The organism is Acinetobacter sp. TUM15071 (genome assembly GCF_008980925.1).
GTDB lineage: Bacteria > Pseudomonadota > Gammaproteobacteria > Pseudomonadales > Moraxellaceae > Acinetobacter > Acinetobacter dispersus.
The window spans coordinates 118,274-130,557 of record NZ_BKGB01000008.1; the positions used below are offsets into that span (position 1 = coordinate 118,274).

Below are 12,284 nucleotides of genomic sequence, written 5' to 3' on the forward strand. Positions count from 1 at the left end.
GCAGCGCTTTCCTTCAATAATTCTGTGCTTATTATCCTTAGCACAGCACAAATTGACAATTTATAAATGCAAGCTTTGCAGAGATTAATGGCAGAAAGCTGTGGCTCATGGTACACGCATGCGACATATTGCCAATTTACTGCAACATCTTTGCTCTTATAATAAGCCTTTCTCTCATTCCTCTATCGTAATGACGCAATACTCTCCCTATAAAGGCAAAAGTGGCATTAAGCGGATTTTAAATGCTACAGGCTATTCAATCGCAGGATTTAAAGCCGCTTTTAGTCATGAAGCTGCCTTCCGACAAATCCTATTACTGAATGTGATCTTGATCCCGATGAGCTTCTTGGTACATGTATCAGCCGTTGAACAAGCGCTGATGGTTGCTGTCTGTTTATTAGCAATTATTGTAGAGCTGTTTAATTCCGCCATTGAAGCTGTAGTGGACCGCGTTTCGCTGGAAAAGAATCCGTTATCTAAGAATGCAAAAGATATGGGCAGTGCTGCGCAATTTGTTTCCTTGGCGATTATCTTTTTTACGTGGATGATTATTTTATTCCGTTAAATCCCAAAAATGGTCAATAAAAAAATCCCTGCATATGCAGTAATGCTAAACAGTTAAGGCTAAAACTTAAAAAAATGTAGTAAAAATGAGTGTACATAAATACGCTCATTTTTTATGAGTTTAGATTTCACGTTTCAACAAACAAATACATCCCTCTCAAATTTCTCTGAATTTATCAATTTAAACTGGATAGAGCACTCTGTACAACAAACAGGTAAATACGTCGATTTGGAACAATGAATATTCATTAATTGGCGTATAAGTTATCTATCCTGCAAAAAATCACCAAAAATAAGCACAAATCAAAAAATTACTCCCGTGGTACAACTGCCAATATAACTAAAAAACCACAAGCCACTCTATTAACTTGTGACTTTGTTGTAGATTTCTTATTTTTTTAAATAAATTTAAAAAAGCAATGCATACTAGTAAATTAATTTGCATTAAAACAATCGAATAAAATAAGTTGTTAATAATATGATGAGCCCAACCCACAAAGGTCGTCTTAATGATTTTGGACCCAAAAGTGCTCCTAGGATAATAATGATAGGCGTAACAAAAATACTTATAACCTGAATCGTATTCAATTGATCAAACATATATTATTCCTATCACTACTCTTGTCATCTTCAAAATTATAGTTGCTTGCCACCATGATCAAGCAAAAGCTTTACAAGCTCATCTTGTTTATCATCAGCAACAGGAAGGAGATATATTTTTTTATTACCTTCAATCCCTACACAATTAAAATATTCTTTCTTAAAACCATTCTGGTATCCAATACGATTCTTACCTACAACAAAATTAAATGTATCAAGCTGGGCACTTTTAAACTCAAAGATATTAAGCACCAGAAAATCACCTTTAAAATAAAAATGAAATACGGTACGACTATAATATTTAAAAATCCTTCTAAATACATATAATAAACAGAGAAACCCAACAAAAACAGGATAAAGATAATACAATGAAATATTAAAATTAAAAATCATTACAACCCATCGATCAGAATCAAAAACAGCAGGTATCAGTATCCACAAACAGACCAATGAAAAAATTAAAAAAATAAGTTCACCCTTAACAACCTTAATAAAAGCTGGATTTATAAAATGATCATATTTCGTTAACTCATAAGACCCCATTATTTTTTTCTCCGCTTTTTCTTTTCCATCTTTTCTATATTCCTAGACCAATTATTAGCGATATCATTTAATACTGTAGATGCAAATGCCCCCTACACTCTCTGATCAATAAGATCCTCCAACGACTCCAAACACATCTGATTTTGTAATTAATTAAGGTCAACTATATGATCGAATTAATAGTGATCCATGAATTAAAAAGGTCACAAATAAAATTTGCGACCTTTTTAACAAACTCAAATGTGGGTAACACAATGAGTAAGCTTAAAACATTAAATTTAAATTGCTTTTAATTACAATTATTTAATATTTTATTGAGTGGCTTACATCATGCCGCCCATACCACCCATGCCGCCCATATCTGGACCAGCTGGTTTATCTTCTGGGATATCAGTAATCATACATTCAGTTGTCAACATCAAACCAGCAACAGAAGCTGCATGTTCAAGTGCAGAACGCGTTACTTTAGCAGGGTCAAGAATACCCATCTCTAACATATCGCCATATTCGCCAGTTGCAGCGTTATAACCGAAGTTACCTTCACCCGCTTTAACTGCATTGATCACAACTGAAGGCTCATCACCTGCGTTTGAAACGATTTGACGAAGCGGCGCTTCAATCGCACGACGTAAAATGTTGATACCTGCAGTTTGATCTTCGTTCGCGCCTTTTAAGCCATCCAATACGTTTACAGCACGTACTAGTGCAACACCACCACCAGCAACAACACCTTCTTCTACAGCTGCACGAGTTGCGTGAAGAGCATCGTCAACACGATCTTTCTTCTCTTTCATTTCAACTTCAGTTGCTGCACCAATTTTAATAACTGCAACACCGCCAGCTAATTTAGCAACGCGTTCTTGAAGTTTTTCTTTGTCATATTCAGAAGTAGATTCTTCGATTTGAGCACGGATCTGTTGAACACGTTCAGCGATTTGTGCAGCATTACCAGCACCATCAACAATTACTGTGTTTTCTTTAGAAACAGTGATTTTGTGTGCAGTACCTAGATCTTGAAGAGAAGCTTGCTCTAAAGACATGCCTACTTCTTCTGAAATCACGGTCGCGCCAGTCAAGATCGCGATGTCTTGAAGCATTGCTTTACGACGATCACCAAAACCAGGCGCTTTAACCGCACATACTTTGATAATACCGCGCATGTTGTTCACAACAAGTGTTGCAAGTGCTTCGCCTTCAACATCTTCAGCGATGATAAGAAGTGGTTTACCTGTTTTAGCAACAGCTTCTAATACAGCGATCAATTCACGGATATTGCCGATTTTTTTATCAACAAGAAGAATGAATGGATTTTCAAGTTCAGCAGTTAAGGTATCTTGCTTGTTCGCGAAGTATGGAGAGATATAACCACGGTCGAACTGCATACCTTCTACAACGTCTAAAGCGTCTTCAAAGCCAGAACCTTCTTCTACAGTGATAACACCTTCTTTACCAACTTTTTCCATCGCTTGAGCGATCAGTTTACCCACAGTCGTATCAGAGTTCGCAGAGATTGAACCTACTTGTTCAATTGCTTTGAAATCATCAGCAGGCTTTGCATTGGTACGGATATTTTCAACTACAGTTTTCACTGCGATGTCGATACCACGTTTTAAATCCATTGGGTTCATACCCGCAGTTACAGATTTGATCCCTTCATTTAAGATTGCTTGAGCAAGTACAGTTGCAGTTGTTGTACCGTCACCCGCGATGTCATTTGTTTTAGAAGAAACTTCACGAACAAGTTGAGCACCCATGTTTTCAAACTTGTCTTTTAAAGAAATTTCTTTCGCAACGGTTACACCATCTTTAGTGATGTGCGGTGCACCGAAAGAACGGTCGATCACAACGTTACGGCCTTTAGGACCTAAAGTAACTTTTACTGCATCTGCAAGTACGTTTACACCTGCAATCATTTTTGAGCGAGCTGAATCACCAAATTTTACGTCTTTAGCTGACATGTTAAACTCCGAATCTTTTTAAATACTGTATCTGATTAATTTGTGAGTTATGGATCAATTAGCCTTCAAGTACAGCTAAGATATCTGACTCTTTCATGATCAAGAGCTCTTCACCGCTTACTTTTACTGTTGTACCTGCATAAGTACCGAACAATACTTTATCGCCAACTTTAACGTCTAAAGCGCGAACGCCATTGTCAGTGATTTGACCATTACCTACTGCAATTACTTCACCTTGAGAAGGTTTTTCAGCAGCAGAACCTGGAAGTAAAATACCACCAGCCGTTTTAGTTTCTTCTTCTACGCGACGAATAACAACACGATCATGTAATGGACGAATGTTGCTCATAGTTAACTCCATCAGACTTAGTCTTTTTGATTAATTCGTATCGCCAATTCATGGCAATACATAAAATTTTGATATGCCACTTTTGTGGGGTTAAAAAAAATAGCTTCAAGGGGAAAATGAAAAAAAATTCTACTTATAGGTGTTTTTTTAAACATCGAAATCTATAGGTGCCGAATTAAACAACAGTTTGGGATTCCACAAATATTTTAAGCGACTCATCAAACCAATAATGCTCAATCGTTCCATCATTCAAAATCACATTAAAACTATTCGAGAATCCAAAGCGTAATCGGTTTGAAGTTGCTGTACCCGCATGAATATCCAAGATTTGATGATCAAATCCCAATTGAAAAATTTGATTTAAATCATGCACAGCAACTTTATGTAAATGTCCGTGCAATAAACCAAACAACCCAGTTTCGCCCCAACGCTCTAAAGCAATTTTCCCTAGCACAGGACAATCTTTATCACCATGCTCATTCGGAAAGGTGTAAAAGGGTTGATGAAAAACCACCAGTTTGATTTTATGAGATGGCGCTTTTTTTAATTGCTCATAAGCCTCATGAATTTGCTCAAGAGAAATATGCCCTCTTGTATGATATCGCCGACGAATACTATTCATCCCAACAATATAAAAATGCTCCGTTTCCAGTGTTGTTTCCAAACGACCAAAGAATGCTTGATAACGAACAAAAGGAGAAAAGAAACGGTTCCATACATGATAAAGCGGAATATCGTGATTACCTGGTACCACCAGATAAGGAAGATCGAGCGCATCTAGAAATTGTCGACATGCATAAAACTGCTTAAAGCGCGCGCGTTGTGTCAGATCACCACTCACGATAACAGCTTCAGGACGATGTTGCTGGCAAAATTGCTTGATTGCTTCAATACAGACGTCACGTTCCGTTCCAAAATGCAGATCAGACAGGTGTAATAACATTCGGAACCATCACTTTTAACGCTGACTTTTTCACTGAAAATTTCAATGGAGTTTGCATCTCCATAAGCTCTCCATCTACGGCAACTGTTAATTTTGGCTTTTTACAATCGACCTGTATATGTTCAGCACAAAATGAATACACATCTGAAGCCTGATCAATTTTTCCCTGAATCAACTTCCATAACATTTTTAATAAACTGAGACGATCACTTTTAGCGACGACGACCCCTGCAAGCTTTCCATTGGCAGCACACTCGGCAATTCTTAATTTCATATCGCTGAGCTGTAATTGATTATTGCCAAAAAAAATCAACGGTGTAGCCACTGGATACTTTTGACCATCCACAGTCACCGCCAACTTTAAAGATTTAGATTCCCGTAGTAACACATCCAAACCCGATGTATAGGCATTTAAAGGAAAACGTCCAAGTCGCTGATTGTATAATTCACGTTTTTTTATAAATAAAGGATACAGCCCTAAACTGGCATTATTGAGATAAATTTGATCATTTATTCCCGCAACGTGTACTGCCTGTATCTTACCCGTTGCGATTACTTCTGCCGCTTGTGCAACATCAATCGGGATATTCAACGCCCGCGCGACATAATTAAACGTACCCAGCGGTATAATTCCCATCGGAATATCGGTATGAATCAACTTCTTTGCAACGGCATTCAGCGTTCCATCTCCCCCAGCGGCAACAACCACTCCACGTGAATCCGCCTGTTGATGCCGAGCAAATACAGCCTGCATCATTTCATCAAAATTAACCTGCTGATTTAATTCAAAAACCTGAATTTCAAACCCATATTGTGTCCAATACGTCATGAGGCGTTCATATTCATCATCTTGCTGCGTGGCATGAAAGCCTGATTTTTGATTATAAATAATAGATAAAGGCTGTAAATTTCGACTCATTCGCATCAACCTTGAGGCTTTAGATAAGCCTATTTTTGTTTACAAAATCAACAAATAAAAGCAAGTTTATGTAAATTTTGAATGAACATTATTCATATAATCAATAACAATTCTCAAAAAATTAAAAATAAATTAAACCACTGATTAAAAAAGAAATTTATAAAAAAAATATTACATATAAAAAAACAAAATAACAAAATATAGAATAATAAATTTATTAAAAAACAGTCATATAAACACAAACCAACATTTCCACCCTTATCCACCTACCTATTCTTTAGTCTTATATTTTTTATGATTTTATGCTTTAATACAGCCACTTTTTTTACTTCATCTGTCTCACTGCCATCCAGTGGATAGAATTTGTACGTCGTACACACTTTAAAAAGGCATCACCATGACCCAAGTGAACGCACCAGAATTCGTTCGTCACCCTAAGCTGATTGCATGGGTGGAAGAAATTGCAAAATTGACCAAACCAGCAAAAATCGAATGGTGTGACGGTAGCGAAGAAGAATATCAACGTCTCATGGACTTGATGATCGCTAACGGCACCATGCAAAAACTTAACCAAGAAAAACATCCTGGTTCTTATCTTGCAAATTCTGATCCTTCTGACGTTGCTCGTGTTGAAGACCGTACTTATATCTGCTCGCAAAATGAAGAAGATGCTGGCGCAACAAACAACTGGGTTGCTCCTGCAGAAATGCGCGCAAAATTAAATGGATTATTTGACGGTGCAATGGAAGGCCGTACCATGTATGTGGTTCCCTTCTCGATGGGTCCTTTAGGAAGCCACATTGCTCACATTGGTATCGAGTTAACAGATTCACCTTACGTTGCAGTCAGCATGACTAAAATGGCACGTATGGGTAAAGCAGTTTATGACGTGTTAGGTACAGATGGTGAATTTATCCCATGCGTACACACTGTTGCTGCACCATTAAAAGATGGTCAAAAAGATGTTGCTTGGCCATGTAACAACGAAAAATATATCGTTCACTATCCAGAAACTCGTGAAATCTGGTCTTACGGTTCTGGTTACGGCGGTAATGCATTGCTTGGTAAAAAATGCTTAGCATTACGTATTGCTTCTGCAATGGGTCGCGAGCAAGGTTGGTTAGCTGAACACATGCTAATTTTAGGTGTAACTAACCCACAAGGTGAAAAACACTACATCGCAGCAGCATTCCCTTCTGCATGTGGTAAAACAAACTTTGCGATGTTAATTCCACCAGCAGGTTACGAAGGCTGGAAAATTGAAACTGTAGGTGACGATATTGCTTGGATCAAACCAGGTGAAGATGGTCGCTTATATGCAATCAATCCAGAAGCTGGTTTCTTCGGTGTTGCGCCTGGTACAAATACCAAAACCAACCCGAACTGTATCGCAACGATGCATAAAGATGTGATTTACACCAACGTTGCAGTAACCAAAGGTGGCGAAGTATGGTGGGAAGGTCTAACTAAAGAAGTTCCAGCTGACCTAATCACTTGGAAAGGCCAACCATACGTTGAAGGCGAAAAAGCAGCACATCCAAACTCACGTTTTACTGTTTCTGCTGGTCAATGCCCTTCGATTGACGCTGACTGGGAAAATCCAGCAGGCGTACCAATCTCTGCGTTCATCTTCGGTGGTCGTCGTGCAGATACAGTGCCTTTAGTTTCTGAAGCATTTGACTGGGTTGATGGCGTTTATAAAGCAGCAACGATGGGTTCTGAAACAACTGCAGCAGCGGTTGGTCAACAAGGTATCGTTCGTCGTGACCCATTCGCAATGCTTCCATTTGCGGGTTATAACATGGCTGATTACTTCGGTCACTGGTTACAACTTGGTCAAGAAGTTGGTGCAAAAGCTGAAGCAGCTGGTAATAAATTACCAAAAATCTTCAACGTAAACTGGTTCCGTCGTGATGCTGAAGGCAACTTCGTATGGCCTGGTTTCGGTCAAAACATGCGTGTTCTTGAGTGGATCATTGATCGTTGTGAAGGCCGTGCTGAAGCGACTGAAACACCAATCGGTTATGTTCCAACTTACGAGCAGTTGAACTGGAATGGTATTGATTTCTCTAAAGAGCAATTCAACACTGTTACAGCTCAAGACAAAGATCAATGGATCAAAGAACTTGAAAGCCACACTGAGTTATTCACTAAACTTGGTGCTCGCTTACCTCAAGCACTTAAAGATCGTCAAAATGAATTATTAGCAGCTGTTAAATCTGCTTAATCACCTTAGTTTCCCTCTTTATTAAAGAGGGATTTAAGGAAATTAAAAAAGGTCGCTTCGGCGGCCTTTTTTATTGCCCAAATTTCGAAAATTCCTATCAACTCTCCACCCCACTCTAGGTATTCCCATTAAGCTTTAGACAAAATAAATTGCAAAATTAACGAATATTAACAATAATTGTAACAATAATATTTCTCATTTACATGGTTGTAGGTATGAGTTCTTCCCCTCTGTTTAAACGCACGCCACTCTTTTTAGCTATCTCAACATTAGTCAGTATCAGTTCTTATAGTTATGCACTTGATGAGGGATCACAACAACTGCCAACCATCAAAGTCCAAGCAACTCAGGACAGCGACATCAGTGAGAAAACCAAAGCATATAGTATTAAAAATAGTTCAAGCGCAAGCAAACTAAATATTGAAGCCAAAGAAATTCCACAGACCATCAATGTGGTAACACGCCAGCAAATTGAAGACTTTGGTCTTACCAGCTCTAGAGATGTGTTAAATAACACGCCTGGTGTGACCGTAAATTCGCTGGAAACTGAGCGTTCGGTGTATATGGCACGCGGTTTTGAAATCTCAAACATTCTCGTTGATGGCGTGGGCTTCCCTTCTGGTGAATGGAATTATAATGACACCAATCCAGACAGCTATTTCTATGACCGCATTGAAGTCATTAAAGGTGCAGATGCACTGACCAATGCTTTTGGTGATCCAAGCGCAACCATTAACTACATCCGCAAACGTCCAACTAAAGAGTTCCAAGCCAATGCAGGTCTAAGCTATGGTTCATGGGATACTCAACGCTATGAAGCAGATGCCTCAGGCAGCCTCATATCAGATGGTCGTCTTCGCGGCCGTGTTTCTGGTTTTCAACAAACAGGTGATTCACACTTAGATCGCTATAGCTCTGAGAAAAATGGCATTGCAGGTGTCTTAGAGGCAGACCTTACAGATAGCACATTACTTACCATTGGTGCCAACCAAGAGAAAAACAAACCCAATGCCAATAACTGGGGTGCTTTACCTCTCATGGATTCTTCGGGTAAACAAATCAATTATGATCGCTCTTATAATCCAAATCCCGATTGGGCCTATTGGGACAATACTTCGCGTAATGCATTTTTTGAGCTTAAACAAAAACTCTCTGACACATGGTCTGCCAATCTAAGCTACAACTATAATGAAAAGAATCGTGACAGCCGACTGCTATATTATTATGGCTATCCGACGGCAAATGGTGCTGATGTCGATCTTACTGCTAAAGGCTTTAGTGAAAAAAATAAACAACACAGTGTTGACCTCAACCTAAACGGAAAGTTTGAATTATTTGGTCAGCAACATGAAGCAATTGTTGGCTATAGTTTTACTCAGAGCAAACAAAATGATGCTCAAATTGTCGGTGATATTCAAGACAGCAATATTGGAACATGTGTTCGTGGTACAAGTCCAAATACCTATGATGCCCAATGTACAACTGACTGGGCAAGTTGGACACCAAACAATGTGTCTTGGGGTTCATTCGCAGAAACAGCAGACTATACGCAACGCAACCAATCGGTTTATGCAGCAACTCGCCTACACTTCAATGACGATTTAAAATTAACCCTAGGTGCAAACTACGTTCAAGCCAAGAGTGAAGGTACGAGCTATGACGCACCAATGGCCTATGATGAAAGTAAAGTTTCACCTTATGCAGGCATTACCTATAACTTCACCCCTGAATATACAGGTTATATGAGTTATACCTCAATTTTCCGCCCACAAACCTCGGTTGACCAAGCAACAGGTAAAGTTGCAGATCCAATTGAAGGTAAAAGTTATGAAGCTGGCTTTAAGAGTTCTTGGTTAGATAACAAGCTTACTGGAACACTGGCTGTATTTAGAACCGAGGAAAATAACTACCCACTTCGCTCAACCGACAACCCAGCTATCAATCGCAAAGTCGCAATCAGTGATTTACGTTCGCAAGGCGTAGAAGTTGGTTTGGCTGGACAATTAACAGATCAAGTCAATGTTTCTCTCGGCTATACCCAGTTTAGCCTGCAAGATCTAAAGAATGGTGGGGCTGCACGAACTTACAACCCAACACAAAGCTTTAATCTATTGACGACTTATTCCCCTGCTCAACTACCCAAACTAAAAGTTGGTGCAGGTGTAAAATGGCAGAGTAAAATCACACGTTTTGACCCAAGCTATAGCACTTACCTTAAACAAAGTGATTATGCGCTGCTCAATTTAATGGCAAGCTATGACATTAGTCCAAATCTTAGTATTCAGGCCAATGCTAACAACGTAACTGATAAAAAATATTTAAACAGCTTTACCGATGGACAAGCCTTCTACGGAGCACCTGCCAATTACACCGTTGCATTCCGCTTCAAGTACTAATTAAGACTAATAAAAAAGCCCCTTATTCAAAGGGGCTTTTTTATTAGGAATTTTTAAGCAGCAACCGTGCTATTTGGTTTATTTGCTAAATACACATCTAAGCTTTCGATTTCACTTGGCGCAAAATTAAGACCTAGCTTTGAACGTCTCCATAAAATATCTTGGCTGGTCGTTACCCACTCAAAGCGGCATAAATAATCCACTTCTTTCGCATACAAGCCTTGACCAAAATGCTGACCTAACTGCTCAACCGAAGTTGCTTCACCCAAGATATTCCAAATACGTGAACCATAAGCAGATGCCCAACGTTTTGCCAAAGCCTCAGATGCATCAGTGATTTGTGCACGAATTTCTTTCGCCAATTGTTCAGCTGTTGCCATATTTTCACCACCTGGCAAAGCTTCTGTCGCTGTCCAACTGCCTTTCATTTCTGGGAAAAATGCTTTGAGCTGCTGCATTGCAGATTCTGCCAATTTACGATACGTGGTTAACTTACCGCCAAAGACTGACAGTAATGGCGCCTGATCTTCTGCTTCTTGCGATAAAGCTAGAGTATAGTCACGGGTAATGGCAGATGGATTGTCTGATTCATCATCACACAATGGACGTACACCCGCAAAAGTCGAAATAATATCGGCTTGAGTTAACTGATTTTTGAAGTGAGCATTACTGACCTCAATCAAGTAATCAATTTCTTCTTGCGTGATTTTCACTTGCGCAGGATCACCTTGATACTCACGATCCGTGGTTCCAATCATGGTGTATTGGTCTAAGTATGGAATCGCGAACACAATACGACGGTCATCATTCTGCATGATAAAGGCTTTATCGCCTTCATAAAGCTTCGGCACAATGATATGACTGCCTTGAATCAAACGAATGCCATACGGTGATTTAAGCTGTAAATCTTGCTTAATGAATTGTGCAACCCAAGGGCCAGCGGCATTCACCAAAGCCTTGGCCTTAATCTGGAATTGACCTTTTTCATTTTCCAAATCAACGATCCAGTATTGCCCTTCACGTTGTGCAGATAGACAACGGGTACGCGTCACAATATCCGCACCTTTTTCACGCGCATGCATGGCATTCAACACCACCAAGCGAGAGTCATCTACCGCACAGTCTGAATATTCAAAACCACGAGTAATTGCAGCATTTAATGGACTGTCTTCTTTAAAATAAACGTTATTCGAACCTAATAACTTTTCACGTTTACCCAAGTGATCGTAAAAGAACAAACCTGTACGAATCAACCATGCTGGGCGTAAGTGTGGACGATGCGGCATGATAAAACGCATGGGACGGATAATATGCGGTGCTTTTGCTAGCAATACCTCACGTTCAGCTAAGGCTTCACGTACCAAGCGAAACTCTTTGTGTTCAAGATAACGTAAACCACCATGGATCAACTTACTGCTTGCAGAAGAGGTATGGCTGGCCAAATCATCTTTTTCACAGAGAAATACAGATAAACCACGACCTGAAGCATCTGCCGCAATACCAACACCGTTGATACCACCACCAATGACAGCAAGGTCATAGATTTTGTCATTTGACTGAGGAGAAGTTTGCATAAATCACCGCAAATATTCATTATTGTTCAATAACGAACATTTAAACATGCAAAATGAAAATAAACAATAAAAAACAGTCAAAAAAATGCCAATTTATAGACATTTTTAGATAAATGGTCAAAATTGAAAATGTGTAGATTAAAAAGAGGATGATCTGGCAATACAAAGACTGCTCATGGTTACAGCATTATTCTTATTTAAATATTCTTGA

General features: G+C 39.2%; 9 protein-coding genes. 3 read left to right on the top strand and 6 right to left on the bottom strand.

Features of this window, described 5'->3' with window-relative positions; translation table 11 throughout:
• Positions 1–190: 190 nt before the first annotated feature.
• Entirely contained in the window at positions 191–565 is a 375-nt protein-coding gene (locus GBI66_RS09710) for a diacylglycerol kinase (protein ID WP_005208172.1), read from the top strand.
• A 635-nt stretch (positions 566–1,200) separates the two neighbouring features.
• Here the strand turns inward: GBI66_RS09710 and GBI66_RS09715 are convergent.
• The 5 genes from GBI66_RS09715 to GBI66_RS09735 form a co-directional block, all read right to left on the bottom strand.
• Positions 1,201–1,707 (bottom strand): hypothetical protein, encoded by a 507-nt coding sequence (locus GBI66_RS09715; protein WP_151715943.1) that lies wholly within the window; start codon positions 1,705–1,707, stop codon positions 1,201–1,203.
• A 323-nt stretch (positions 1,708–2,030) separates the two neighbouring features.
• Positions 2,031–3,665 carry a chaperonin GroEL gene (gene groL / locus GBI66_RS09720; protein ID WP_005184228.1) on the bottom strand — a complete coding sequence of 545 codons (1,635 nt, stop codon included), beginning with the start codon at positions 3,663–3,665 and terminating at the stop codon, positions 2,031–2,033.
• 58 nt (positions 3,666–3,723) lie between these two features.
• Entirely contained in the window at positions 3,724–4,014 is a 291-nt protein-coding gene (gene groES, locus GBI66_RS09725) for a co-chaperone GroES (RefSeq protein WP_004652030.1), read from the bottom strand.
• A gap of 175 nt (positions 4,015–4,189) precedes the next feature.
• Complete coding sequence (locus tag GBI66_RS09730) at positions 4,190–4,957, bottom strand: metallophosphoesterase (protein ID WP_005184230.1); 768 nt, start codon at positions 4,955–4,957, stop codon at positions 4,190–4,192.
• A complete protein-coding gene (locus GBI66_RS09735) occupies positions 4,938–5,876 on the bottom strand; it encodes a diacylglycerol kinase family protein (protein WP_151715944.1) in 939 nt (312 codons plus the stop codon). Before GBI66_RS09735 ends, GBI66_RS09730 begins: the two co-directional genes overlap by 20 nt.
• A 397-nt stretch (positions 5,877–6,273) precedes the next feature.
• Here GBI66_RS09735 and GBI66_RS09740 point away from each other — a divergent pair, with 397 nt between their 5' ends.
• Entirely contained in the window at positions 6,274–8,103 is a 1,830-nt protein-coding gene (locus tag GBI66_RS09740) for a phosphoenolpyruvate carboxykinase (GTP) (RefSeq protein WP_151715945.1), read from the top strand.
• Positions 8,104–8,306: 203 nt separating this feature from the next.
• Complete coding sequence (locus GBI66_RS09745; RefSeq protein WP_151715946.1) at positions 8,307–10,499, top strand: TonB-dependent siderophore receptor; 2,193 nt, start codon at positions 8,307–8,309, stop codon at positions 10,497–10,499.
• Between the two features lie 53 nt (positions 10,500–10,552).
• Here GBI66_RS09745 and glpD read toward each other — a convergent pair whose 3' ends face one another.
• Positions 10,553–12,073 (bottom strand): glycerol-3-phosphate dehydrogenase, encoded by a 1,521-nt coding sequence (gene glpD, locus GBI66_RS09750; protein ID WP_151715947.1) that lies wholly within the window; start codon positions 12,071–12,073, stop codon positions 10,553–10,555.
• Positions 12,074–12,284: the final 211 nt, after the last annotated feature.

Bases quoted from the DNA above. Each gene is read 5' to 3' on its own strand.
- GBI66_RS09710 (WP_005208172.1), top strand. From the start codon at position 191: ATGACGCAATACTCTCCCTATAAAGGCAAAAGTGGCATTAAGCGGATT.
- GBI66_RS09715 (WP_151715943.1), bottom strand. From the start codon at position 1,707: ATGGGGTCTTATGAGTTAACGAAATATGATCATTTTATAAATCCAGCT.
- groL (WP_005184228.1), bottom strand. From the start codon at position 3,665: ATGTCAGCTAAAGACGTAAAATTTGGTGATTCAGCTCGCTCAAAAATG.
- groES (WP_004652030.1), bottom strand. From the start codon at position 4,014: ATGAGCAACATTCGTCCATTACATGATCGTGTTGTTATTCGTCGCGTA.
- GBI66_RS09730 (WP_005184230.1), bottom strand. From the start codon at position 4,957: ATGTTATTACACCTGTCTGATCTGCATTTTGGAACGGAACGTGACGTC.
- GBI66_RS09735 (WP_151715944.1), bottom strand. From the start codon at position 5,876: ATGAGTCGAAATTTACAGCCTTTATCTATTATTTATAATCAAAAATCA.
- GBI66_RS09740 (WP_151715945.1), top strand. From the start codon at position 6,274: ATGACCCAAGTGAACGCACCAGAATTCGTTCGTCACCCTAAGCTGATT.
- GBI66_RS09745 (WP_151715946.1), top strand. From the start codon at position 8,307: ATGGTTGTAGGTATGAGTTCTTCCCCTCTGTTTAAACGCACGCCACTC.
- glpD (WP_151715947.1), bottom strand. From the start codon at position 12,073: ATGCAAACTTCTCCTCAGTCAAATGACAAAATCTATGACCTTGCTGTC.